24 protein-coding genes and 1 pseudogene are annotated in these 25,892 nt (G+C 39.5%); 19 read left to right on the forward strand and 6 right to left on the reverse strand.

Annotated elements, in window-relative coordinates; all coding sequences use genetic code 11:
• Window positions 1-129: 129 nt before the first annotated feature.
• The 3 genes from tolC (at window position 130) to I6E85_RS15875 (ending at window position 3,138) form a co-directional block, all read left to right on the forward strand.
• On the forward strand, window positions 130-1,485 hold the full coding sequence (tolC, locus tag I6E85_RS15865) for an outer membrane channel protein TolC (protein WP_024590686.1): 1,356 nt from the start codon (window positions 130-132) through the stop codon (window positions 1,483-1,485).
• A gap of 109 nt (window positions 1,486-1,594) precedes the next feature.
• On the forward strand, window positions 1,595-2,524 hold the full coding sequence (gene lpxL, locus I6E85_RS15870) for an LpxL/LpxP family Kdo(2)-lipid IV(A) lauroyl/palmitoleoyl acyltransferase (RefSeq protein ID WP_024590685.1): 930 nt from the start codon (window positions 1,595-1,597) through the stop codon (window positions 2,522-2,524).
• A gap of 41 nt (window positions 2,525-2,565) precedes the next feature.
• Window positions 2,566-3,138 (forward strand): toxin co-regulated pilus biosynthesis Q family protein, encoded by a 573-nt coding sequence (locus tag I6E85_RS15875; RefSeq protein WP_024590684.1) that lies wholly within the window; start codon window positions 2,566-2,568, stop codon window positions 3,136-3,138.
• 62 nt (window positions 3,139-3,200) lie between these two features.
• Here I6E85_RS15875 and glnE read toward each other — a convergent pair whose 3' ends face one another.
• Window positions 3,201-5,996, reverse strand: a complete 2,796-nt coding sequence (glnE, locus tag I6E85_RS15880; RefSeq protein ID WP_024590683.1) for a bifunctional [glutamate--ammonia ligase]-adenylyl-L-tyrosine phosphorylase/[glutamate--ammonia-ligase] adenylyltransferase — start codon at window positions 5,994-5,996, stop codon at window positions 3,201-3,203.
• Window positions 5,997-6,073: 77 nt separating this feature from the next.
• On the opposite strand from glnE, the gene I6E85_RS15885 reads away from it, so the two are divergent.
• The 6 genes from I6E85_RS15885 (at window position 6,074) to ruvX (ending at window position 10,502) form a co-directional block, all read left to right on the forward strand.
• Window positions 6,074-6,967: a hypothetical protein gene (locus I6E85_RS15885; protein WP_024590682.1), complete on the forward strand. Its 894-nt coding sequence runs from the start codon at window positions 6,074-6,076 to the stop codon at window positions 6,965-6,967.
• A gap of 64 nt (window positions 6,968-7,031) precedes the next feature.
• The gene (locus I6E85_RS15890) at window positions 7,032-7,532 is read left to right on the forward strand and encodes a hypothetical protein (RefSeq protein ID WP_081709157.1); all 501 of its coding nucleotides are present in this window, start codon (window positions 7,032-7,034) and stop codon (window positions 7,530-7,532) included.
• Between the two features lie 69 nt (window positions 7,533-7,601).
• Entirely contained in the window at window positions 7,602-8,336 is a 735-nt protein-coding gene (gene rsmE, locus I6E85_RS15895) for a 16S rRNA (uracil(1498)-N(3))-methyltransferase (protein WP_007585397.1), read from the forward strand.
• A 54-nt stretch (window positions 8,337-8,390) separates the two neighbouring features.
• Window positions 8,391-9,341, forward strand: coding sequence for a glutathione synthase (gene gshB, locus I6E85_RS15900; RefSeq protein ID WP_024590680.1), 951 nt, complete (start codon window positions 8,391-8,393; stop codon window positions 9,339-9,341).
• Window positions 9,342-9,456: 115 nt separating this feature from the next.
• On the forward strand, window positions 9,457-10,014 hold the full coding sequence (locus I6E85_RS15905; RefSeq protein ID WP_007585401.1) for a YqgE/AlgH family protein: 558 nt from the start codon (window positions 9,457-9,459) through the stop codon (window positions 10,012-10,014).
• 38 nt (window positions 10,015-10,052) lie between these two features.
• Window positions 10,053-10,502 (forward strand): Holliday junction resolvase RuvX, encoded by a 450-nt coding sequence (gene ruvX, locus I6E85_RS15910; RefSeq protein ID WP_008170791.1) that lies wholly within the window; start codon window positions 10,053-10,055, stop codon window positions 10,500-10,502.
• An 89-nt stretch (window positions 10,503-10,591) separates the two neighbouring features.
• Here ruvX and I6E85_RS15915 read toward each other — a convergent pair whose 3' ends face one another.
• Window positions 10,592-11,728: a PilT/PilU family type 4a pilus ATPase gene (locus tag I6E85_RS15915; RefSeq protein WP_010553294.1), complete on the reverse strand. Its 1,137-nt coding sequence runs from the start codon at window positions 11,726-11,728 to the stop codon at window positions 10,592-10,594.
• Between the two features lie 9 nt (window positions 11,729-11,737).
• On the reverse strand, window positions 11,738-12,778 hold the full coding sequence (locus tag I6E85_RS15920) for a type IV pilus twitching motility protein PilT (RefSeq protein ID WP_007585408.1): 1,041 nt from the start codon (window positions 12,776-12,778) through the stop codon (window positions 11,738-11,740).
• 2 nt (window positions 12,779-12,780) lie between these two features.
• On the opposite strand from I6E85_RS15920, the gene I6E85_RS15925 reads away from it, so the two are divergent.
• The 8 genes from I6E85_RS15925 (at window position 12,781) to I6E85_RS15960 (ending at window position 19,796) form a co-directional block, all read left to right on the forward strand.
• A complete protein-coding gene (locus tag I6E85_RS15925) occupies window positions 12,781-13,494 on the forward strand; it encodes a YggS family pyridoxal phosphate-dependent enzyme (RefSeq protein WP_007585410.1) in 714 nt (237 codons plus the stop codon).
• Between the two features lie 17 nt (window positions 13,495-13,511).
• Entirely contained in the window at window positions 13,512-14,333 is an 822-nt protein-coding gene (proC, locus tag I6E85_RS15930; RefSeq protein WP_024590679.1) for a pyrroline-5-carboxylate reductase, read from the forward strand.
• A 26-nt stretch (window positions 14,334-14,359) separates the two neighbouring features.
• Complete coding sequence (locus I6E85_RS15935; RefSeq protein WP_007585413.1) at window positions 14,360-14,893, forward strand: YggT family protein; 534 nt, start codon at window positions 14,360-14,362, stop codon at window positions 14,891-14,893.
• A gap of 60 nt (window positions 14,894-14,953) precedes the next feature.
• Complete coding sequence (locus I6E85_RS15940) at window positions 14,954-15,397, forward strand: DUF4426 domain-containing protein (protein ID WP_024590678.1); 444 nt, start codon at window positions 14,954-14,956, stop codon at window positions 15,395-15,397.
• 4 nt (window positions 15,398-15,401) lie between these two features.
• On the forward strand, window positions 15,402-16,001 hold the full coding sequence (gene rdgB / locus I6E85_RS15945; RefSeq protein WP_024590677.1) for an RdgB/HAM1 family non-canonical purine NTP pyrophosphatase: 600 nt from the start codon (window positions 15,402-15,404) through the stop codon (window positions 15,999-16,001).
• Entirely contained in the window at window positions 15,998-17,134 is a 1,137-nt protein-coding gene (gene hemW / locus I6E85_RS15950) for a radical SAM family heme chaperone HemW (protein ID WP_024590676.1), read from the forward strand. Before rdgB ends, hemW begins: the two co-directional genes overlap by 4 nt.
• A 68-nt stretch (window positions 17,135-17,202) precedes the next feature.
• The gene (locus I6E85_RS15955; RefSeq protein ID WP_024590675.1) at window positions 17,203-19,038 is read left to right on the forward strand and encodes a DUF885 family protein; all 1,836 of its coding nucleotides are present in this window, start codon (window positions 17,203-17,205) and stop codon (window positions 19,036-19,038) included.
• An 89-nt stretch (window positions 19,039-19,127) separates the two neighbouring features.
• Window positions 19,128-19,796, forward strand: a complete 669-nt coding sequence (locus I6E85_RS15960) for a hypothetical protein (protein ID WP_024590674.1) — start codon at window positions 19,128-19,130, stop codon at window positions 19,794-19,796.
• Here I6E85_RS15960 and I6E85_RS15965 read toward each other — a convergent pair.
• Together I6E85_RS15965 and I6E85_RS15970 are read right to left on the reverse strand one after the other, a co-directional pair.
• A complete protein-coding gene (locus tag I6E85_RS15965) occupies window positions 19,779-20,222 on the reverse strand; it encodes a hypothetical protein (RefSeq protein WP_007585421.1) in 444 nt (147 codons plus the stop codon). The genes I6E85_RS15960 and I6E85_RS15965 overlap by 18 nt on opposite strands.
• A gap of 274 nt (window positions 20,223-20,496) precedes the next feature.
• Window positions 20,497-21,213 (reverse strand): SIMPL domain-containing protein, encoded by a 717-nt coding sequence (locus I6E85_RS15970; protein WP_024590673.1) that lies wholly within the window; start codon window positions 21,211-21,213, stop codon window positions 20,497-20,499.
• A gap of 114 nt (window positions 21,214-21,327) precedes the next feature.
• Here I6E85_RS15970 and I6E85_RS15975 point away from each other — a divergent pair, with 114 nt between their 5' ends.
• Window positions 21,328-23,997 carry a GNAT family N-acetyltransferase gene (locus I6E85_RS15975; RefSeq protein ID WP_007586928.1) on the forward strand — a complete coding sequence of 890 codons (2,670 nt, stop codon included), beginning with the start codon at window positions 21,328-21,330 and terminating at the stop codon, window positions 23,995-23,997.
• Entirely contained in the window at window positions 23,997-24,950 is a 954-nt protein-coding gene (locus I6E85_RS15980) for an ion transporter (protein ID WP_024590672.1), read from the forward strand. Before I6E85_RS15975 ends, I6E85_RS15980 begins: the two co-directional genes overlap by 1 nt.
• 16 nt (window positions 24,951-24,966) lie before the next feature.
• Here I6E85_RS15980 and I6E85_RS15985 read toward each other — a convergent pair.
• A pseudogene (locus tag I6E85_RS15985) lies at window positions 24,967-25,797 on the reverse strand (putative bifunctional diguanylate cyclase/phosphodiesterase); the annotation flags it as partial.
• Window positions 25,798-25,892 lie beyond the last annotated feature (95 nt).

The following is a 25,892-nucleotide window of genomic DNA, read 5'->3' on the forward strand; positions in this document are numbered from 1 at the left end:
AAGCTTTAAAATGCGTTAATATATTCTGTTACACTTGAACATACTGTTTTACTAATTATTTTTTTTGTTATGCAGTAAAACAGGTTAACATGCTTTTAGTACAAAAATTGTCTAAGGACCGAACCCCACATGAAAAAGAACATTCTTGCGGCGCTAGTTAGTTTATCATGCGCATTAGGTGCAACAGCAGTGAAAGCTGAAGATTTACTACAAGTTTTTGAAATAGCGACAGCTAACGATCCTACTGTTTTAAAAGCAAAAGCCCAAGCCGATGCGCAGTCTTACCAAAGCGATTTGGCGATGAGTGCACTATTACCTCAAATTGGTTTAACTATGGGTTATACAAAAAGCGATGCAACGTCGTACCAAAGCGTTGGCGACTTATCTAACCAAGTAAAAGTTGAAAGTGATACAGACCAATTCTCTCGCGGTGTAAGCTTAAGCCAAACATTATTTGATTTAGGTGCCTGGAATACGTTAGATATTGCCGACAAGCAAGCGCTTCAAGCAAGCGGCCTATACGATGCAGCTAAACAAAACTTAATTGTACGCGTTGCTGAAGGTTATTTTAACGTATTAAGTGCAAGCGATAACCTTGAATTTGTTGAAGCTGAAAAACGTGCAATTGAACGTCAACTTGAGCAAACAAAACAACGTTATGCGGTAGGCTTAACAGCAATTACAGACGTACACGAAGCGCAAGCTCAGTTTGATAACTCTGTAGCTCAAGAAATTATTGCAGGTAATGCTGTAGAAACAGCACGTGAGCAACTTCGTGAGATTACAGGTAAATATCACGAAAAATTAGACTTTTTAAATACAGATACTTTCTCAACAACTAAACCAACTAAGCGCTCAAGCGACTTTGTTAAAGTAGCTGAAGATAAAAATATAAACCTACAAGTGTCTAAAGTAACGGTTGATATTGCAAAAGATCAAATTGAATTAGCAAAAGCGGGTCATTATCCAAAGCTAACCCTTAGTGCTAGTTATGGCGATTCTCTTACAGACAATCAAATAAATGGCGCTAACTTTGATGATCAGCCACGTTCAGACTCAAGCTCTGTAGGGCTTAACTTTAGCGTACCTTTATATTCAGGTGGTGCAACAGTTGCTGCAACAAATCAGGCCCGTGCGTTTTACGTAGGTGCGAGCCAAGACTATGAAACAAATTACCGCGCAGTAACTCGCACAGTGATTACATCTTATAACCAAGTTGTTTCAGACATTGCTACTTACAAAGCGCTAGAGCAAGCCGTTGTTTCAGCTCAAAGTGCCCTTAAAGCAACTGAAGCTGGTTTTGAAGTAGGTACTCGTACCATTGTTGACGTACTAGTAAGTACGCAAAACTTATACGATGCAAAGCGTAACCTTGCTGATGTACGTTACCGTTATGTGTTATCTACCCTTCGCTTAAAACAAGCTGCGGGTACACTAACAAGTGCAGATTTAGTGGCTATAAACCAAGGTTTAAAAGCCGCTTAAATCGCATAATTCATGTAGTTAAAAACATTGGAAGCCAGCTAAATGCTGGCTTTTTGTATTTTACAGCGCTTAGCGTTAAACTATCGTTTTTATTCTCAGAGATATTTTTGTGGTCACCTCATCTCCTTTTAAAGCATCTTTTTTGGGCCCTCGATACTGGTTAACGTGGATTGGCGTTCTATTTTTATATTTAATTTCTTGGTTACCGCAAAAACTACAATTGGCAATGGGTAAACAGCTTGGTCGCTTAGTTCATAAATTTATGAAACGCCGTCGCCATATTGCAGAAGTTAACATTAAATTATGTTTTCCTGATATGAGCGCAGCAGATCAAAAAGACCTTGTGCTCAAAAATATGGAAAACACCGGTATTGCAATGGTTGAGACTGGCATGGCCTGGTGGTGGCCGCAGTGGCGAGCACAAAAAGCATTAGGGTCTTTTAAAGGGCTTGAGCACTTTGAACGCGTGCAAGCGTCTGGTAAAGGTGTTTTATTACTTGTCCCCCATATTCTGCATCTTGAAATGGCTAGCCGTATTATGGGCTTAGAGTGTCAAGGTGTTGGCTTTTATCGCCCTCATAACAATCCATTAATGGAATACTTTACGACTAATGGGCGCCTTCGCTCTAACGAATATTTAATCGGTCGAAAAGATGTAAAAGGTTTACTAAAAGCATTAAAAAATAAAAAGGTATGTTATTACTTACCCGATCAAGATTACGGTCGTAACCGCTGTGAATTTGTCCCATTTTACGCAGTACCTGACGCTGCAACTACAACGGGTACTCTTATGTTTGCAGGCAGTAAAAACTGCGAAACAATGAGTTTAATAACTCGCCGTGATGAAAATGGTAAATATCACTTAGAAATACTGCCAGAGCTTGAAAACTTCCCCAGTGGTGATAATAAGGCTGATGTAACACGTGTAAATCAACGCATGGAACAATCTGTTAATGCTGCACCCGAACAATATATGTGGCTACACCGTCGTTTTAAAACTCGACCTGATAAAAATACCCCTTCTTTTTATAAAAAGTAATGGTATAACAATAATAGGAACAAATAAGGTGGGGAATAATCATGTGGTTTTGGATTAGACATTTATCATTTGCAGCTGTACTAATAGCACTCGCCGTATATTTTTTGTTGAGTGATGGTTCTTTATTTGATATTAAAAAATCTAAAAATGCAGCTGCCGAAGGATTATCACGTTTTTACTCCTCTATTCGTAACCAAGTAAAAAGTAATAAAGAACGAGATCAATTTGTTTTAAAACTTAAAACACCAGAACAAACCTTGGATAGAGTATTGGCTGAACGTGCGCGAACAGTAGATCCAATGCCTACAAATTGGACTGGAGAAGTTGAGCCTAGACGCTTTGAAAATGGCACAACCCTTAAAGATGTACTTAATCAATATGCTAAAAATGAGGGGATTGAGCTTTACTGGTACTTAAGTAAAGATTACGTAGTTAAAGATCATTTTAGAGTAGACAGCAACTTTACTTCAGCACTTTATCAAATTGGTCGTGCTATAAATGACGACTTTGAGCATGAGGTTTACACTTACTTTTGCCACAAACAAAGAGCAGCGGTTATTACCGAGTTACCATCAGAATTTGTGCGAACAAACTGTTTAAAGCTAAAGGTTTAAGGGTTTACGCGCACAAAAAACCCAAGCAAGCGCTTGGGTTTTACAATTCAATTCAATTCAATTCAATTCAATTCAAAAATACTATTCCAAATATTCGTTACGTTAGTAATATCTTGTAAAAAAGCTTCTCGCGAGATCAATTTGCCTTTTTGATCCAAGCTCAACACGTGATAACACGAGCGATAATCAATATACGCTTTGATCAACTGCTGTTTTTGCTCTTTAGTAATACAGCCTATATTTGCTGCATCCGTTAATATTCTTACGTTATCTGAATAAACGGTAAGCTGCTCAAATTCATTAGCGTGTTTAAGTACTAAATATTGCGTAATAAACTCAATATCAGCCATACCACCAACATCTTGTTTTAAGTCAAATTGCTCAGTATTTCCCTTCGCTAGATGGTCGCGCATTTTTTCGCGCATTTTTATTACATCGGCTTTTAACACGGTATCATCTCGCTGCTGGCAAAGTATATTTTTACGAATTTGTGAAAAACGATCTATCAGATCGTTTTGACCTAAAATTAACCGAGCCCGCACAAGTGCTTGATGTTCCCACGTCCATGCTTGAGTTTGCTGATAGTGATTAAAACTCTCTAGATTGATAGCAAGTAAACCTGATGCACCTTCAGGGCGTAATCGAGTATCAAGCTCATACAAAATACCCGATGCAGTACGAGTATTAAATAAATGCATTAAGCGCTGAGCGAGTTTTAAATAAAACTGGCGAGAATCTATCGGTTTTTCACCATTGGTTTGGCTTGAGCCATCATGATTATGCACAAACACCAAATCTAAATCTGAGTCGTACCCTACTTCTAAGCCGCCTGTTTTACCATATGCAATAACAGCAAAGCCTTTGTTTTCATCATCAGTGCCAGGGGGCATACCAAAACGCTTAACGGTGTTATGCCATGCAATATTAACAGCTTGATCAACAATCGCTTCGGCCAGTACGGTTAAGTGATCGCTTACTTTCATTACATCAAGAACACCGGTTGCATCAGCAGCAGCAATTCGTAATTGATGCGTTTGCTTAAATTGCCTAAGCGACTCCATTTGCAGTTCTAAATCGTCATGCTCTATTCGTAAAAAATACTGCCTTATTTCATCTTTATAAGCGGTTAACGGTGTCGGTTTATAAAGAACAGCCGGGTCTATTAGCTCATCCAGCAATATAGGGTAGCGAGAAATATGCTCGCCTATCCATTTGCTATGACAACACAGTAAAACAAGTTGCTTTAATGCACCTTGGTTTTCGTACAGCAATTCTAAATAAGCAGTACGTGAAATTATCTTATTAAAAATTTGGCAAACCATTGTAAAAGCAGCTGCGCTGGCATTAAAGTCATTTAACTGACTCAATAAAACAGGCATTAATTTATCAAGGGTTTCACGCCCTCGGTTACCTATGTTTACCTTAGACAGTCTTAATTTAAAATCGCTAAGGGGTGTTTGCCATTCATCTCTAGCCTCTTTTAAAAAGCTCACATCACCATGATCCCAAGCACTAATAAATGCGCCTTCACAGGTATCTAGTGGCGCGGTTTCTTCACCAATAACGAGAGCAAACTCACCGTTAACTTGCTTCATTACCTTTTCAATAGTGCTTAAAGTGGCAGAAAAATCAGCTTGTTCTAATAATAAATTTAAGCGCTGCTGATTCAATTCATCATCGGGGAGTGTTTGCGTTTGCTGATCGTCAAATATTTGTAAGTACTGCTCAACTTTTCGCAAATAAAGGTAATTGCGTTTAAGCTCGCTTGCTTCTTGCTCATCTATAACTTGGATGAGGGCCAACTCATTTAATGCTTTAAGTAATGATTGAGTTTGTAGGTTAGCCTCTCGCCCACCTCGTACCATTTGCAGGGCTTGCACTATAAATTCAACTTCACGAATGCCACCAGCACCTAGTTTTATATTATTAGTTAAGCGTTTACGGCGAACCTCTTGTGCAATCATTAACTTCATTTTACGCAAAGATTCAATTACCGAAAAATCAATATACCGGCGATAAACAAACGGCTTTAAAAGCTTAATAAATTCATCCCAATATTTATTAGGTGTGCCAATTAGGCGCCCTTTTAACATTGCGTAGCGTTCCCAGTCGCGACCTTGTTCTTGGTAGTAATCTTCAATGGCATTAAAGCTCATAACCAAAGGGCCACTTTCGCCAAACGGGCGTAGGCGCATATCAACCCTAAATACCTGCCCGTCACCGGTGGCTTGGTTAAGTGATGCAATGAGCTTTTGTGCAACTTTGGTATAAAATACTTGGGCCTCAAGGCTTCTGCGGCCACCTTGGGTTTTTGTACTGCGCGGATATGCAAAAATGAGATCAATATCAGAGGAGTAATTTAGCTCTTGTCCGCCGAGCTTCCCCATCCCTAAAACCATTAATGGCATTGCTTGGTTTTGCTCATCAAGCGGCTCACCATTTACTTTTGCCACCTGTGCATGCGCCCATTGGTTAGCACTATTTATTAGCATGTCAGCCAATTGGCTTATGTAATTAATACTATCGGCAATGGGGTTATTACAGCATAAATCTAAAAAGGCGACTTTAAGCCAGTACTTTTCACGATATTGGCGAAGTACTTTATGGCACTGCACTTCATCAATGTCAGCTAAGTTGAGGTTTTTAAAAGGAGAATCTATTACTCTATTTTGTATTTCGTCTTTGCATAATAGCCAAGTATTTAAATCAGGTTGTGATTCTAAACTGCGCCAAGCAAAGTCGCTTAATGCTAATAACCTTACAACTTCACTTTGTTTACTTTGCTGCGGGTATAACTTTTCAAAGCGCATCAAGCCAAGTTTTTGTAATTGAATAGGAAGTTGCTTTACGTTACTCATCAATCCTCTCTTTTATATCATCAATAACCGTACTAGAATGATTAAAACCTAGAAAGGTTAACTTAATTAGGATCACCATGTCATATTTGTCTTTATCTAACACTAGTTTTATTGCGATTGCCATTAGTTTTGCGGTTATTTGCATAACTATTTTTTGTTTACGAGTTGTCACTCAAATTAAAGCAAAACAAGCGCTTAAAGATGAGCTAGCACAACACGACAACTTTGCCATGGGTATTAGTTTTGCATCTGAAATATCAGTTGTTATAGCCACTATGGCTTTCTTATTTGACGAAATAAGCATAAGTACCGCACAGTCAAACCCGTTAAAAGTGTTAATTATTATTATTCTTTTATTCACTTTTATAAAAGTGGGTCATTTAATTCACAGAAAATGGATACTCCACAGGTTTAACGAAGAAGCTGCCATACTAAAACAAAATGTATGTGCTGCATTGGTAGATTCAGGAATGTTAATCGCTAACTGTATTATTGCACTTGGCTTATACACGTGGACGCACACTCAAGGGTTTAGCAACTTACTTATTGCTTGTGTTAGCTTTTTTACGCTTCAGGGAATGTTTGCATTGGATAGTAAAATACGAGAACACCGTTTTGCAAAAGCAAATCAAGGAGCTTCGCTACAAAGTAACTTTAACCTAGAGAATACGTCTATTGGTATAAGGTATGCTGGCAAATCAATAGGTTTATCATTGGCTGTGTATGCTGGTTTATCTAGCGCAGCATTTCAAAACGGTAAAATGGTAGAAAACATATTTACACTCGTTATGCATTGCGGTGTAATGTGGATATTACTCTACAGCTTAACGTATGTGATAAAAATTATCTCTTTACCAAATATTGATACGGCTCTTGAAATAGACCATCAAGACAATATTGGGGTAGCGTGTATAGAGTTTGCTGTTTTTTGTGCTATTGGCTATTTACTTATTAGCATGTTTTCTCTTTAGACCTTTTTACTAAAAATACAGTCATTAAAACGTCTGCATTTAAGTAATAATGGTAATTACTTAAATGCAACAAGGTCCTACCTCTATGCCACTTGAAATAACGAACTACTTGTTAATTGACATAGACAACGAATTTAGCCGCGCATTTGCTGAGTATTACGTAAATAATAATGGCAAAACAAAAGCGAGTACGCTTATTGCTGCAGGCAGTAATACACGCCAGTTAGTAAAAATGATGTTTGACGAACTAATTAAAGACTATAGTTATTGCGACCTTGAAAACGAAATAAGCGTTTCTGAATTAATTAACTATCTAAAAGAGCATCACGATTTACACGGAGTCCTTTTTAATAGTACCGATTACTTACTCGCAAGCGATAAACAACGCTTTATTTATAACTCGTTACATGAACAGCGCTTTTTAATAAGCTTTGATGATACAGGCTATACACTAAGCCTAGTTACTGACGAGACGTTAACGGAACCTTCGCAAAATCACCACGATATAGCGCACACACCACAAGATTTAATAGACCTTGCAGAGCAACTTAATAAAAATAAATAATTGCGCACAGCTCCCAGCTTACTTACCATAGCAGTATATATTTTTACGCTAAGTAGTAAGTGACGCCCTATGCGAGTTCCTCATATTTATCAAACATCGAGTATTGCCCTAAACACCCCTGTAACTTTAGATGACGATGCTGCAGGGCATATTGGCAGAGTGCTGCGCATGAAAGTAGGCGAGCATGTATCTATTTTTAATGGCGAAGGCGGCGAATACCTTAGTGAAATAATTGAGGTAACAAAAAAAACAGTCGTCGTAATGCCATTAGAGCTTAATCCCCATGATGTAGAATCCCCACTTAAAATTCATTTAGGCCAGTGTGTATCCCGTGGTGATAAAATGGATTTTACAATTCAAAAGTCAGTTGAACTGGGAATTACCGAAATTACCCCTATTTTTAGTCAACGCTGTGGCGTGAAACTAATGGGCGATCGTCTTGAGAAAAAACACCAACAATGGCAAAAAATTGCAATAGCAGCGGCAGAGCAATCTGGGCGTAATTTTGTGCCAATTATTCATCCCCCTGTAGATTTAAAACAATGGCTTGCACAACAAACCAATGCAATTAAGCTCACTCTTCACCCTCGTGCTGAGCACAGCATTAAAACCATTACGGTACCTAAAGATGGCGTACGCTTTTTAGTCGGCCCAGAAGGCGGCTTTACCGACGATGAAATGGCACTAACTAAACAACTAGAATTTGTGGATATTCGCTTAGGCCCGCGCGTTTTACGAACGGAAACAGCCGCTTTAACGGTCTTAAGTGCATTACAACTTCAATTTGGCGATTTAGCTAATTGAAATAACTAAAAGCACCCTCATATAAACAGTAACATTTATAGTAAGGCACAGCGCATGGCAATTAAGTTAGGTATTATTTCAGATCCTATTAGTGGATTTAACATCAAAAAAGACACCGGTTTTGCAATGATGATGCAAGCGCAAGAACGCGGCTACGAAATTTATTATATGGAGATGGATGATTTATCTCTTCGTAAAGGTAAGTCGTACGCTACAGCGTCTAAAGCGCAAGTGTTTAATAATGCAGAAAAATGGTACGAGCTTGAAGAAAAAGCCACTATAGCCCTTGCCGACCTTGATGTTATTTTAATGCGAAAAGATCCTCCTTTTGATACCGAATACATTTACGCGACGTATATTTTAGAGCGTGCAGAACAAGAAGGTACGTTAATAATTAACAAGCCACAAAGCCTTCGCGATGCTAACGAAAAGCTATTTACAGCATGGTTTAGCGAACATACGCCAGACACACTTGTTACACGTAGCCAAAAACAAATTCGTGAGTTTTTAGCCGAGCATAAAGACATTATTTTAAAACCCCTTGATGGCATGGGTGGCGCATCTATTTTCCGCCTTAGAGAAGACGATGCCAACATTGGTGTAATTTGTGAAACGCTAACCGAGCACGGCAGCCGCTTTGCTATGGTGCAAAATTACATCCCAGAGATCAAACAAGGCGACAAGCGCGTATTGGTTATTGATGGTGAGGTTATTCCGTATTGTTTAGCGCGAATTCCACAAAATGGTGAAACACGCGGTAATTTAGCTGTTGGCGGTCGAGGCGAAGCGCGTCCACTTAGCGAGTCAGATTTAAAAATAGCGCAAGCGGTTGCACCAACGCTTAAAGAAAAAGGCTTAATATTTGTAGGTTTAGATATTATTGGCGATAAATTAACTGAAATTAACGTAACTGCACCAACGTGCGTGCGCGAAATTGAAGCTGCTTATGATATTTCTATCACGGGTATTTTATTTGATGCCATTGAGCGTAAATTAGGTAAGTAATTACCACAATAAAAAGCCCATTAGTTTAAGCCTTTCATGCAATTAATGGGCTTTTTATGTCTATTTAAATAACTATGCCATACTCAAAGTTCATTAACTAAAAAGGGTGAAATCTATGCAGTCATTAGAAAATCATTTTTTAATCGCGATGCCGTCGATGCAAGACCCTTTTTTTAAACGTGCTGTTACCTATATTTGTGAGCACAATGAAGATGGGGCTATGGGCTTGGTAATAAACCAACCTATTGATGTTACCGTTGGCGAACTTTTAGATAAAATAGAAATTGATAACGACAAAACGCAAAACGCAGCAAAAGTAAGTGTGTTTGCAGGCGGACCCGTTAAAACTGACCGTGGTTTTGTTTTGCACTCTCCTCAATCAGGTTATTCAGCAAGCCAAAAACTCAGTAGCGATATTATGATCACTACCTCAAAAGACGTTTTAGCAAGCTTAACTACCGCACAAGCACCTGAACAATTTATTATTACATTGGGTTATTCAGGATGGGAGCAAGGACAACTCGAACAAGAGTTACTTGATAACAGTTGGTTGATCATAGAAGCCGATCCGAAGATCATTTTTGACACCCCCGTTGAAAAACGATGGGAAAAAGCAGTTTCAATGTTGGGCTTTGATATTAGCCAACTCAGCCCTGAAGCTGGTCACGCATAATAGTAATTTAACCCTTAGCAAACTTAAACAAGATACACATGACAAAAAAATCGCTTAAGCCGCAAGGCGAACGCACTGTAATGGGCTTTGACTTTGGCACCAAAAGTATTGGTATTGCTATTGGGCAAGAGCTAACAGGCAGCGCGTCTAGCCTTAAGGCTGTAAAAGCACAAGATGGCATTCCTAACTGGGACCATATTGCTGTACAAGTAACCGAATGGCAGCCTGACTTAATGGTTGTTGGCTTACCACTAAATATGGATGGAACGTCACAAGAGGTTACCTTTAAAGCAAAAAAGTTTGCCAACAGATTACATAATCATTATGGCATTCCGGTACAAACACAAGACGAGCGTTTAACGACTGCGGATGCTAAAGCGCGACTTTTTGAAAGTGGTGGCTATAAAAACTTAGGCAAAGGTAACGTAGATAATATGTCTGCGGTTATTATTTTAGAAAGTTTTTTTGAGTCTAGTTACGGTGAATAAACAGGCTATATAAATAACCTGTTATATAAATAAAAAGCGCCAATTGACGCTTTTTTTATATTAAGTATTTATATTCATTACTTTTTAAATCATTGATCGCTATTTTTATCGTCAAGGCCATCAATAGTAACGCCTTGTAAAAAGCCCGCACCTTGCTGCTCGTTATTGCGCAGTTTAATCATTAAGCGTAAATCATTTGGCGAATCAGCATGATGCAGTGCATCAGCGTAATTAATTCGCTGCTGTCTATACAGCTCAAATAATGCTTGGTCAAAGGTTTGCATGCCCATTTCTTTCGATTTAGCCATTGCCTCTTTAATACCACCAATATCACCGTTTTTAATCAGTTCAGCAACCATTGGTGAGTTAAGCAATATTTCAATAGCTGCAACACGGCTTTCACCATCAGCAGTCGGTACTAATTGCTGAGCAACAATTGCACGTAAGTTAAGTGCTAAATCGTACTTAAGCTTATCGTGTTTTTCTTTTGGAACTAAATGCATAATACGGTCAATCGCTTGGTTAGCATTATTAGCATGCAGTGTTGCAACACACAGATGCCCAGTTTCGGCAAAGCTTAGTGCGTATTCCATAGTTTCTTGAGAGCGAATTTCACCAATCAAAATTACATCGGGAGCTTGGCGTAATGAGCTTTTAAGTGCTGACTCAAAGCTTTCGGTATCAAGCCCTACTTCGCGTTGAGTAATAATACTTTTGCGATGCTCATGAACAAATTCAATCGGATCTTCAATAGTCAGTATATGACCACGTTGATGTCGGTTACGGTAACCAATAAGTGCGGCTAGCGAGGTTGATTTACCCGTGCCAGTACCACCGACGAACAAAACAAGGCCACGCTTAGACATAATTACATCGGTAAGAATAGAAGGAAGACCTAGCTCACTCACATCAGGTATTTGCGTAACAATACGGCGAATAACCATACCTGCTTTATCGCGTTGCCAAAAGGCAGAAATACGAAAGCGCCCTTCGTCAGTGGCAATCGCAAAGTTACATTCTTTCGTTGTATGAAACTCTGCTTTTTGCTTTTCGCTCATTGCAGATTCAACTAACTCAAGCGATTGCTCATCTGTAAGCCTATCGTCACTGAGGGCTGTTAGCTCGCCGTTTATTTTTGCACTTACAGGTAGCTGACTCGATACAAATAAGTCAGAGCCTTTTTTCTCAATCATGATGAGTAAAAAGTCGTTTAAAGATAAAGCCATAATAGTTTCTTACCCGCCAAATTGTGTTTTGTCTTGTGCTTTTTCTTTCGCTGCCGCATTTGTAACAATGCCGTGATTAACTAAATTAGTTAAACATTGATCCATTGTTTGCATGCCCACAGACGCACCGGTTTGAATAGACGAGTACATTTGTGCAATTTTATCTTCACGAATTAAGTTACGAATAGCAGGTACTGCAATCATAATTTCGTGTGCTGCAACTCGCCCGCCACCAATCTTTTTAAGCAGTGTTTGCGAAATAACAGCACGCAAAGATTCAGATAACATTGAACGTACCATTGATTTTTCTTCACCTGGGAATACATCGATAATACGGTCAATGGTTTTTGGTGCAGATGTTGTATGCAACGTGCCAAACACTAAGTGGCCTGTTTCGGCTGCGGTCATTGCAAGACGAATTGTTTCTAAATCACGTAACTCACCAACCAATATTACATCTGGATCTTCACGCAATGCACTACGTAGCGCATTTGAAAAGCTATGAGTATCGCGATGTACCTCACGTTGATTAATAAGGCTTAATTTATTATCGTGAACAAACTCGATTGGATCTTCGATTGTTAGAATATGGTGATGTTTATTTTGATTTATATAATCGACCATAGCGGCAAGTGTTGTTGATTTACCAGAGCCCGTTGGGCCTGTCACTAACACGAGTCCACGTGGGGTATCGGAGATTGTTTTAAAAATATCTGGCGCACCTAAATCATCAAGCGTTAACACTTCACTTGGTATGGTACGAAATACCGCAGCAGGCCCGCGATTAGAGTTAAACGCATTCACACGAAAACGTGCTAAATTAGGCACTTCAAACGAAAAATCCACTTCGAGATTTTGTTCATAGTCCTTGCGTTGATTATCGTTCATAATATCGTAAACCAGACTGTTTACGTCTTTGTCTGCAAGGGCTGGTATATTAATGCGGCGAACATCACCGTCTACGCGTATCATAGGTGAAACACCCGACGATAAATGTAAATCGGATGCTTTGTGTTGCACACTAAACGCTAATAATTCGGTAATATCCATTTATGACTCCACAACTAACTGATAAATATATGGTTACAATAGCAGAACGACTCACATCCGCCTACGCTAGAATTGCAGACGCGGCAAAAATTGCACAACGAAACACTAACGAAGTCACTCTACTGGCAGTGTCTAAAACTAAACCAAGCGAAGATGTTATTGCAGCTTATGAGCATGGTCAGCGCGAATTTGGTGAATCTTATGTTCAAGAGGCTATAGATAAAATAGCTCAACTACAGTCATATAGCGACATCATTTGGCATTTCATTGGCCCGATTCAATCTAATAAAAGTGCTTTAGTGGCTGCCAACTTTGATTGGGTGCAAAGTGTTGATCGCATAAAAATAGCGAAACGATTAGATTCCCAGCGCCCAGACGATAAACAGCCTCTTAATATACTTATTCAAGTAAATATAAGTAATGAAGAAGCGAAGTCGGGTTGCCACCGCGATGAAATAGATGAACTTGCCGATTTTATTAACCAATGTGAGCACTTAACACTTCGAGGTTTAATGGCGATTCCCGCTAAAAGCAACGATCTGGATACGCAAATTCAATCTTTTGAGCAATTACAAACTTGCTTTGATAAACTAAAGACCCAATATCCTCAAGTAGATACTTTGTCGATGGGTATGAGTAACGATGTTGAAGCTGCCATTAGTGCAGGCTCAACCATGGTAAGGATCGGCACAGACATTTTTGGAACACGAACTTAAAAGGTGATAACAGATTTATGTCAGATAAAAAAATCGCATTTATAGGCACAGGTAATATGAGCTACGCCATTATTGGTGGCATGGTAAAAAACGGTTTTAACGCAAGTAACATTATTGCGACTAACCGCAACCAAGAAAAGCTTGAAAAGGTAGCAGCCGATTTCAAGGTGCAAACCACCAGTGACAATAACGAAGCCCTGCGCGATGCTGATGTAATTGTTTTGTCTGTTAAACCACAAATGATGGGCGATTTATGTAAATCGTTTCAAGAGTCGGGCGTAGATTTTAGCGATAAACTGTTTATTTCTGTTGCTGCTGGCTTAACTGTAAAACGTTTACGTGAAATGCTAGGTCAAGACGTTAAAATGGTACGTTGTATGCCAAATACACCGTCTTTATTAGGCCGTGGTGTATCAGGTTTATATGGTGCGGGCGAAACACAAAGCGAACACGAATTTGTACAACAAGTTTTTGAATGCACGGGCATTGTTGTATGGGTGGAAAAAGAGTCACAAATTAACGATATTATTGCTGTAACCGGCTCATCACCTGCTTACTTTTTCTTATTTATGGAAGCCATAGAAGAAAAAGCTAAAGCTCTGGGCTTTAACGATGAAGACGCTCGTCGCCTGGTACAACAAACAGCCCTTGGCGCCGCCGAAATGGCACTTAGCCAGCCTGATATTACTATTTCGCAACTACGTTCAAACGTAACATCTAAAGGCGGTACTACTCACGCAGCTGTTGAGCACTTAAAAGATGAAGGCTTAACTAAAACCGTTGGCGATGCAATGGATGCGTGTATTGCGCGTGCAGAGCAAATGGAAAAAGAACTTTAAAACCACTTTTTATTGAAGGTTACACTATGAATGCCATGCAATTTTTAATCAGTACCCTGTTTGATTTGTTTTTAATGGTGGTATTACTGCGCTTTTGGCTGCAGTGGGCAAAAGCCGACTTTTATAATCCAATGAGCCAGTTTGTGGTTAAAGCCACGTCGTTTGCGGTAAAACCACTGCGAAAAATCATTCCGGGGTTTGGCGGACTTGATCTAGCATCTCTGTTGCTGGCATTTATAGTGGCTGTAGCCAAAATTAGTACTTTAATGCTTGTTATATATAATGCGTGGGCAATACAGCCTGTAATTATACAAGCACTTATAACGGTACTAAAAGAAGGCCTTAACTTAGTTTTTTGGGTACTTATTATTCGCGCTATTTTAAGCTGGGTTAGCCAAGGTTATAACCCTATAGAAGCGGTTTTCCATCAGCTTACTGAACCAATGCTAAAACCAATTCGTAAAATATTACCATCAATGGGTGGCTTAGATTTATCAGTTTTAGTACTTATTATTGGTATTCAGTTTTTGCAAATGCTGCTTATGGATTTTTTAGTCTAATATGGATTTTTTAATTAGAGGCCCAAAGGCCTCTTTTTTATATGTTTTGAGGAATACATAATGAACCGTTTAATTAAGTTTTGTTTTATTGCTTGTTTAGCATTTGCATTTAACGCGCAAAGCGAAGAAATGCAAGGCGCACAATATAAAGAGCTTGGCCCTTGGCAAGTGCATTACATCGCCTTTCCTTCTACTTTTATTCAGCCAAAAATAGCAAAAGCGTATGGCCTTGAGCGAAGCGGATACAAAGGCATTGTGAATATTTCTATATTAAAAAATGATGCCGAAAATACAGCCCAAACAGCAAAGCTTACTGGCACAGCTAGAAACCTACTTGGCAATAAACAAACGCTTACTTTTAAAGAAGTAAAAGAAGGTGGTTCAATTTATTACCTTGCCCAAGTTGATTATACCAACGAAGAGATTTTACGCTTTGAGATTGAAATACAACAAAGTAATCAATTTCAAAAATTACAGTTTCAGCAAAAATTTTACGTAGATTAATAACATGACCAAAACTTTAGTACTTGCTACAGGTAACCCTGGCAAAGTAAATGAGCTAGCTAACATGCTAAGCCCTCTGAATATTAATGTAGTTCCACAGAGCGATTTTAACGTAGGTGAAGTTGCCGAAACCGGCACTACCTTTGTTGAAAATGCCATTATTAAAGCGCGTCATGCCGCTAAAATTACTGGCATGCCTGCTATTGCCGATGACTCAGGTTTAGAAGTTGATGGCCTAAATGGCGCACCCGGTGTTTACTCTGCCCGTTTTGCAGGCCCAGGTGCCAGCGATCAAGATAACATTGATAAGTTACTCGTAGACTTGGGTAATAACCCTATCCGTAGTGCTCGTTTTTGGTGTGTACTGGTATTAATGCGCCACGCAGATGACTCTACCCCCCTTATTTGCAGTGCAAGCTGGGAAGGCGAAATTACGCTCACTCAAAAGGGCAACGGTGGCTTTGGTTACGACCCTGTATTTTTTGTAGCAGAGAAAAATTGTACCAGTGCTGATCTTACAAAAGAGCAAAAAAATGCAGTGAGTCATCGCGGCCAAGCACTACAAAAACTATTGCTAGAGCTACAGCAAAAAGGCGGCCTGTGAACCTTCCACCACTGAGCTTATATGTGCACGTACCTTGGTGCGTGCAAAAATGCCCGTACTGCGATTTTAATAGCCACGGACAAAAAGGTGAAATACCTGAAGCTGAATATGTTCAGCATTTAATTGATGATTTAAAAGCAGATTTGCACTTAGTGCAAGGACGTAAAATTCACAGCATCTTTATTGGTGGCGGTACTCCGAGCTTATTAACTGGTGCGGCTTATACTCGTTTATTAAATGAAGTCGACAACCTAATTGGTCTTGAAGAGCACTGCGAAATTACCCTTGAAGCCAACCCAGGTACAGTAGAAACAGGTCGTTTTAAAGATTACGTAAAAGCAGGTATTAACCGTATTTCGATTGGCGTGCAAAGCATGCAAAACGACAAGCTAAAAGCACTGGGGCGGATTCATGGCAGTGACGAGGCTAATTATGCTGCGCAGCAAGCTAAAGAAGCCGGTTTAAATAGCTTTAACCTTGATTTAATGCACGGCTTACCAGGGCAAACACTTGACGATGCACTGAGCGATTTAAAGCAAATAATAGCGCTCGATCCTCCTCATATATCGTGGTATCAACTAACTATTGAACCCAATACTCAATTTGCTTCAAAGCCCCCTACCTTGCCACAAGACGAAACACTGTGGGACATTCAAGAGCAAGGGGTAGAGTTACTAGCTCAAGCAGGTTACATACAATACGAAATATCGGGCTATGCAAAACCGGGCTATCAATGCCAACATAACTTGAATTATTGGCGTTTTGGCGATTATCTCGGTATTGGTTGCGGCGCGCATGGTAAGGTTACTGATGCAAATACAGGGCTTATTACGCGTACTGAAAAGGTTAAACACCCACGCGGCTATATGGATTTAATTAAACCGTATATGTACAAAAGCTGGCATGTAGAGCAAGACGATTTAGCGTTTGAATTTTTTATGAATCGCTTTCGCCTTGTTGAGCCTTGCCCAATTAATGATTTTAATAAACTTACAACACTGCCACTGCAAAGTCAGCAAAGTGCATTAAACCAAGCAATTAATAAAGGTTTATTGACTCAAACAGACAGCCATTGGCAGGTAAGTTTAAAAGGTCATCGCTTTTTAAATGACCTGCTAGAATTATTTGTGTAGCCCCCAGCGCTACACAAAAAATAAATATAAAACACCCTAATGGGTTTCTAACAACAAAAGGGAAAACAATGCGTAAACTTACTTTTATTGCGGCCGCAGTAAGCGTTGCACTACTTGCTGGTTGCCAGCAAACAACACAACAAGCGACTTCAGCTCCTATTGCACAAGCAGTTCAATCACAACAAAGTGAAATAGACAAAGCCAATGCATTTTTTGAAGATACATTTAACCGCGACGTAATGAGCAGTCCTGTATATCAAACATACATGGGTATTAAGCAAGATTACGATAAGTGGGATGATGGCAGCGAAGAAAGACAGCTTAAAGATTTAGCGCAAACGAAAGCTGACCTAGTTGCACTCAAAGCAATCAGCCGTGATTTATTAGATGATGCAACAAAAGTTAGCTACGACTTAAAAAAACAAGATCTTGAAAGCTCAATTGCTGACTTTAAATGGCGCTACCATAATTACCCTGTGAACCAAATGTTTGGTACGCATTCTATGATCCCTGCATTTTTAATTAATCAGCACTCAATTAGTAATGTAAAAGAAGCTAAAGACTACATTTCTCGTTTAAATGGTGTAACTGGTGTTATTGATCAGCTTATCGTTGATTTAACTGTACGTGCAGAAAAAGGCATCATAGCCCCTAAGTTTGTATTCCCGCATGTTATTGATTCAAGCAAAAACATTATTCACGGTGCACCGTTTGAAAAAGGCGATGATTCTACATTGCTTGCTGACTTTAAACGTAAAGTAACAGCGCTTGAAATTAGCCAAGACGAAAAAGACTCGTTAATCAGCGATGCATCAGATGCATTAAAATCGGCTGTTAAACCATCTTACTCTAAGTTAATTAATTACCTTGCACAGCTTGAAAAACGCGCAGATGATCGCGATGGCGCATGGAAATTACCTGATGGCGAAGCGTTTTATAACAACGCACTTAAGCGCACAACTACAACAGATTTAACGGCTAAAGAAATTCATGCAATTGGTCTATCTGAAGTGACACGTATTCATGATGAAATGCGTGAAATTAAAGACAAAGTTGGCTTTAAAGGCGACTTAAAAGCGTTTATGCAGTTTATGAAAACTGACAAGCAATTTTACTACCCTAATGATGCACAAGGTAAACAACGCTACCTTGATGAAGCCACTGGGCTTATTGATACAATGAAAACGCGTTTAGATGAGCTATTCATTGTTAAACCAAAAGCTGATTTAAAAGTAAAAGCGGTTGAAGCATTCCGTGAAAAAGCGGCAGGTAAAGCATTTTACCAACAGCCAGCTCCAGATGGGTCACGCCCAGGTGTTTACTACGCTAACCTTTACGATATGGAAGCAATGCCAACGTATCAAATGGAAGCACTGGCTTACCACGAAGGTATTCCGGGACACCACATGCAAATAGCTATTTCGCAAGAGCTAGAAGGTATTCCTAAATTCCGTAAGTTTGGTGGCTACACAGCGTATATTGAAGGCTGGGGTTTATACTCAGAGTTCATTCCTAAAGAAATGGGCATGTACTCAGACCCTTACTCTGATTTTGGTCGCCTTTCAATGGAATTATGGCGCGCATGTCGCTTAGTTGTTGATACAGGTATTCACGCAATGAAGTGGACTCGCCAAGAAGGTATTGATTACTACGTAAATAACACCCCTAATGCTACATCTGACGGTGTTAAAATGGTTGAGCGTCACATTGTAATGCCTTCACAAGCAACCGCTTATAAAGTGGGTATGCTTAAGATTTTAGAACTTCGTGAAGACGCTAAAAAGCAACTGGGTGATAAATTTGATATTCGTCAGTTCCACGACGTAGTGCTTAAAAATGGTCCTGTACCACTTAATGTACTAGAAAACTTTGTTAATGAATGGGTAGCAAGCAAAAAGGCTTAAAACCAATTTAAACAATTGCTTTAAATATGAAAGGTCGCATTTGCGGCCTTTTTTGTTTTATAGTAGCAAAAAAGATTTTGGAAATAATAATGGATTTAAGCATACAACTACTTAATGCGCGTATTTCAAAGCAGCAGTTAAATGAACTCGATAACGACTTTAGACAGTTAAGCCCTGCTCAGCAAACTTTGCAGCTTAACCATTTATATGACAGCGCCCAACGGTTGAGTGTTAAGTATGACTTTATGCAAAACATAGCAATCCGTATATTAAGTACTAATACAGCACCTTCTCTATTTATTAACCAACTCACTAATATTGACGCATTGAGCTTTTTCACCCCAGCGCTGAGAGTAAATAAAGGCTTTTTAGTACAAGATACTCAAGGAAATAACGTACTGCACAATGTGTTTAAGCATGCCGATGCTACAAAGCTACCATTTAACTATGTACGCTCTTTAATGTTGTTTGAATCAAATGATGACTTAGTTAAAGCACTCGCGCAGCCCAACTCTCACGGATTAACACCAGTTGCCTGCTACATTGCCTATGCAAATAAACCGAGCACACCGGTAAAGCATGAATTTTCAGCTTTGTTAGCATTAATGGAAATAGAGCAAAAACAAAACCCTAACGCAAAACAGCAGCTTGCCAACGTACTAAAAGGGCAAAAAGTTAACGAGACCACAATTTTACTGAGCGCCGCTTACTTGCAACGCTCAACGGCGCAAGTTGCTCACTTAATCAAGGCGCTTTAATTCACTCACAACTTCTGTACGCACACTGTCTATGGCATGTGTAATAGATTGCGCAGCACTTTGCTGATCAACCATATTTGGCCAATTTGTTTGCCAGACCTTTTGTAAGTCTTTTGTTTTTAAATGTACTTTATCAACGGCTAAGTAGCTTAAGTCATGAATTAAGTTAACTTTAACCCAGCCTTTTCTAGGGCTGCCATCTATTTTGTTATTATCGTAATGTGCGGCAAATACAATAAGCTCAAGCTCGGCTAGTTCTTGTAAAATTTGAAAGCTAGCAATGCGTGTATTGTTGTTCTCTTCACTTGCCTCCATTCGCCATGCATTATAACTAAAGCCTATAAACGCAAACACTACGCTCGCTATAGCAGTAAAAAAATACGAACGGGGCGCCAGTACAAACTGACCATATTTAGACTCTGACATATTATTTCCTAGGGCCTGTTTATCTTTCGAGGTTAAATTTGCAGCAGTATGTTTGGTATTTAGGCAAGGCAGAGCCTATGCAGTGTGGTTATTCCCCATAAATAGGCGATAACGTGGAATAAATGCCAAACATACGCTGCCCGAAGGGTTCTGCCTAGGGGCAATTTACTCTTTGTTGCTCGGTTTTTACTTAGCCCGCTAGGTTACAAACCTCACGCCGCGATTAAATCGCCCCTAGATTGAACAAATTTTAATCCTGAAAGGTCAACAGGCCCTAGTCATTTAAATAATATTCAACACTGGTTACCACTCTTATATTTTTTATTTGCGGTGTGTTTGAATCTCGATTACTGATACTAAATTGCCCTTGGCGAGCTGTTTTTATTTTGCCTAATTTTGAATTAGAGTCTTTAGCAAATTTATTAGCGACTTCACGCGCTTTTTCAGTTGCTTCTTGCACCATCGCAGGTTTTACATCATTGAGGCCAGTAAAAATATATTCAACTTTTGTTTCGTAGCTGTCCTGCACTATTGCGATATCTTGTTTAGCAAGTTGGCTCACTTTGCTCAACGCGTTTTGCACTTTATCTGGCGCATCAGAATAAACAATAATATTTGAGCGCACTATGTATCTAAATTGCTGATTTTCATTACTGTATTCACGTGCTTGCTTATCAATAACTGACTGGCTGCCTATTGTTATTTCATCGTCGTCAAAACCATGCAGTTTTAAAAAAGCAGTTACAGCATCATTTTTTTTCTCAACTCGGCTGACTAATTTTTCAAGATTATTGTCGGCATCACTAAATTGCAGAGGCCAAATTACCGTATCGGCTATAACTTCTCGCTCGGCCAATCCCTTAACCTGCACAGTACGTTCCATCTCTTTTACACTGAGAGCTGTGCTCTTTAAAATAAACCCTAAGCTAATTAAGCCTATACTTAAACAAATAGCCGCTATAACAATGTAAAAACCGGGGGTTTTATTCACAATAATCTCCTTGATTGATATCAATAATAAGCATCTAGACGCTCGAAATAACACAGTAAACAGGGTACATTGAGACTATAAATAACGCAAAATTTAATCAGCCTAGGAAAAACCATGAGCCTTAAGCGCATTACCCAGTTTTTTAACCCAAGCTCAGTGGCCGTTATTGGTGCCTCTAATATATCAACTCGTGCTGGTTTTGTGGTTATGCGCAACTTACTTCAAGGCGGTTTTAAAGGGCCGATAATGCCCGTTACTCCAAGCCATAGCGCAGTACATGGCGTACTTGCTTACCCCTCTATTGCTGACTTACCAAAAGTACCCGACCTTGCTGTTATTTGTACTAACAAAAATACCTTAATTGATATTATTGAGCAGCTTGGAGAGCTTGGCTGTAAAACGGCTATTGTTATTGCAGATGGGCTTTCTGGAGAGCAAAAAAGCGCACTTAAAGCATGCGCTCAAGCCAAACAGGTTACTTTGCTTGGACCCAATTGTTTGGGCTTGCTGATCCCTCATATTGGTTTAAATGCGAGCTTTTCACATACCGTGGCGAGCCCAGGTAAAATTGCATTTGTATCGCAATCAGCAGCTGTATGCTCAACCATTTTAGATTGGGCTAAAAACAAAGAAATTGGCTTTTCATATTTTGTATCGGTAGGTGATTGCCTTGATATAAACTTTAATGAACTACTCGACTTTTTAGGTCGTGATGCTAAAACCAAAGCTATTTTACTCTACATTGATAACATTGAAGATATTCGTGGCTTTATATCAGCAGCAAGAGCCGCGGCCTTTAGTAAACCTGTAATTGCAATTAAAACAGGTAAAACAAGTGCAGGCGCACTTGCAGCCGAAATTCACACCGGTGGAAAGCAAAGCTCTGATGCTGTTTACGATGCGTTATTTCAACGAGCGGGTATGCTGCGCGTAAATGATTTACGAGAGCTATTTGCAGCGACACAAACACTCGCCATGCATCCAAAATTATTAAAAGTAGAGCAACTGACAATTTTAACTAATGGTGGCGGCCCGGGTGTTATGGCCGTTGATGAGCTAATTCAAAGCTCCGGTAAATTAGCAGAACTAAGCATTGAAACCCGAAATGCGCTAAATAAAGTTATTCCGCAATCAGAAACCACCTCAAACCCTGTGGATATTTTTGGCGACTCAGCACCTGCGCGTTATAAGCAAGCATTAGAAATTTTACTGCACGCAAAAGAAGTTAAAAACTTACTGATTATCCATACTCCCTCAGCGCTTGCGCCCAGCGAAGACTACGCCAACATTATTGTAGAAACCTTACAAACATTACCCAAAATGGCACGCCCTTACGTTATAACTAATTTTATGGGTGAAGACGCATCTTACGCCGCCAGAAAAGTGTGCTCAAACAACGCAATACCAACTTATAGAACACCAGAGGGTGCTGTTGGCGCGTTTATGCACTTGGTAACGTATCGCCGTAACCAAAAGCATTTAACGCAAACACCTGAGTCGAATACTGATGACGCAAAAATAAATAAAGTAGCAGCTAAAGCGCTTATTAATGAGTTTTTAGATGACGGACAAAGCTACTTACCTACCCATCAGGCAAGCCAAGTATTAAATCACTATGGTATTACATGCATTCAAACTGAGGTGGCTTACACCCCAACAGAAGCCAGAGAGCAAGCCATAGAACTTGGTTTTCCGGTCGCGTTAAAACTTATTAGCCCAAGTATTGCTTCAAAGTCTGAAGTAGGTGGTGTGGTGCTTAACTTAAACGACGCCAACGAGGTTGAACAAACCGCTTTTGCAATGCTTATCCGTATTAAAAACACTTATCCGGATGCTGTTATTGAAGGGTTTTCATTACAAAAAATGGCGCCGCGAGCAGGCGCAAATGAGCTGCGAATTGCAATTAAAACCGAGCCTAATTTTGGTCCTGTTATATTATTAGGTGAAGCAGGAACCGGCCTTGAATATGCGCAAGCCGCCGTTGCTCTGCCTCCACTAAATATGAACTTAGCAAAGTATTTAATTGCGGCAGCGCACGATAAAGGCGTACTAAAGGAGCGCATATTACCCGAAAAAGTTGATAAGTATCGTTTGTGTGCACTGCTAACGCGTATTTCTCAGTTAGTTATTGATCAACCTGACATAAGCTCAATGGAACTTAATCCTATTCTTGCCAGTAATGGACAGTTTTTAGTGCTCGATGCCACCATGACACTTAGCCGCTATCAAACTCAGAGCAATCGTAAGCGCTTATCTATTCGTCCCTACCCTATTGAACTTGTTGAAGTGGTAACACTTAAAAACAACACCCAGGCTACGCTCAGGCCAATAAAGCCAGAAGATGAACAAGCTCATAAAGCATTTGACGAGTCACTTAATAAAGAAGACAGATATAAACGCTTTTTTGGCGAACTACCACAATTTAACCACGATCAACTCGCTAAAATGACGCAAATTGATTACGACCGTGAAATGGCGTTTATTGTTTGCCAGCGCTTTGAAGGTAAAACACGTACATTAGGTGTATCTCGCGTCATTATGGACCCCGATAACCTGCATGCTGAGTTTGCCATTGTAGTACGCTCAGATTGCCAAGGCTTAGGGCTTGGTCGCATACTAATGAGTGCTGCAATTAACCACTGTAAACGCCAAGGTGTTGAGTCGATTGAAGGCATAACTTTACCAGAGAATACGGGGATGATTGAGCTTGCCCGTAAGTTAGGCTTTAAAATTAGTCGCGACTTTGAAGAAGGCAGTATTAATATGGTACTTAAACTTAAATAATGAATGAACCACACACTTTAAGACAAAAAATGGCTTGCCTGTTTGAAGGCACAGGCCAGTACCATCGAGCAGGACATATTCTTGATATTGCACTCATTAGCTTAATAATGATTAACGTTGTAGCCATTGTTATTGAATCAATTCCAAGTGTGGCAGAGCAGTATTACAACGAATTCTTAGTTTTAGAAATTGTCTCGGTCGCTATTTTTGCTATTGAGTACTTAGCCAGACTTTGGGCTTGCGTAGATAAAACACAATATGCAGCAATGGAAGGGTCTCATACCAAACGTCGGCTTAGCTATTTTTTCTCCCCTTTGGCAATTGTTGATTTAATTGCGATTTTACCAAGCTTAATGATGTTTTTATTTCCTCTCGATTTACGTTTTTTACGCGTGCTCCGACTATTAAGGGTATTTAAACTCACTCGCTACTCACGCGCCATGCAGCTACTTTTAAAAGCCTTTAACGATGAAGGTAGTTCATTAATGGCTGCTTTTTTTATTATGGCCGTCGTGCTTATTTTAGCTTCATGCGGAATTTACTTAATTGAGCACGACATACAACCCGATAAATTTGGCTCTATTCCTGCGGCTATGTGGTGGGCAATGGCAACATTAACAACCGTTGGTTATGGCGATGTAGTACCTATAACGCCATTGGGTAAGTTTTTCGGCGGTGTTATAACACTACTGAGCATGGGAATGGTTGCGATACCTACCGGTTTACTGGCGTCTAGTTTTTCAGAACAAATACGTAAACGCCGCCAATTTTTTGAAGATGCCGTACATGAACAAATTCAAGATGGCACTCTTAATGATACTCAACAAGAACACCTAGAAGAACTACGCTATAAATTAGGCTTGAGTAAACTAGAAGCTAATAAGGCCATTAAAACGCAGTTGAATGAGCATAATAGCCATTTGTTTTGCAGGCACTGCGGTAAAAGGCCTTAAATAAGTACTGCTATTATTAATTAAATATGTCACTCCAATTGCGATTAATAAGCGGGAGTACTTCGGTATTAGGTACCGGTTTACTAAATAAGTACCCTTGGAAATGCATGCATCCTCGCGCCTTTAAAAAGGCGAGTTGGTGCGAGCTTTCTACGCCTTCAGCTACACATTCTTTACCTAAACTATCAGCAAGCGCGAGTATTGATTGAATAATAGCTTCATCGTCAGAATCTATGCCTATGTCTTGTACAAAGCTTCTATCTATTTTTAATACATCAATAGGAAAACGCTTTAAATAAGTAAGCGATGCGTAACCCGTACCAAAATCATCCATATACAATCTACAGCCCAACTTTTTAAGTTGTTCCATGCTGTGTAGCGCTTCTTTTGAATCACGCATTAATATTGATTCGGTTATTTCAAAAACAATTGCCTCAGACGACACTCCTGAATTACTTAACGCTTTTTTAATTTCAGGAACAAGGTCTTTAAACTCAAAATCAAGAGCCGATAAATTAATAGATAAATACAGGCTAGGTGAGGCTTTTCGCCACTCTTTTAGCTCTAATAAAGCGCGCGCAAAAGTCTGCAGCATAATTTTTGTAATTAGGCCTATACCTTCTGCTGCCACCGAAAACTCTTGAGTTTGCACAAGCTTATTTTCAGGCCAACGCAGCAGTACTTCAAAGCCTTCTGTTTTTTGACTTTCAGCGTTAATAATAGGCTGGTAGTAATTACAAAATTCTTCTTCTTGATACGCTTTAGTTAGCTGAGACTCAAGATGCAGCGCTCTTTGAACATGCTGATTCATCTCTTGCTTATAAAACTGATAACGAGCCTGTAGATTAACTCGTTTTTAAATTTGTTTTTATTGATAAACAAACCATAGCTGAGTTCCTATTTTGGTTCAATTGATTACTATATTTTTATGCAGAATATAGA

It is taken from the genome of Pseudoalteromonas sp. NZS71 (genome assembly GCF_015864715.1).
Classification (GTDB): Bacteria; Pseudomonadota; Gammaproteobacteria; order Enterobacterales; family Alteromonadaceae; genus Pseudoalteromonas; species Pseudoalteromonas arctica.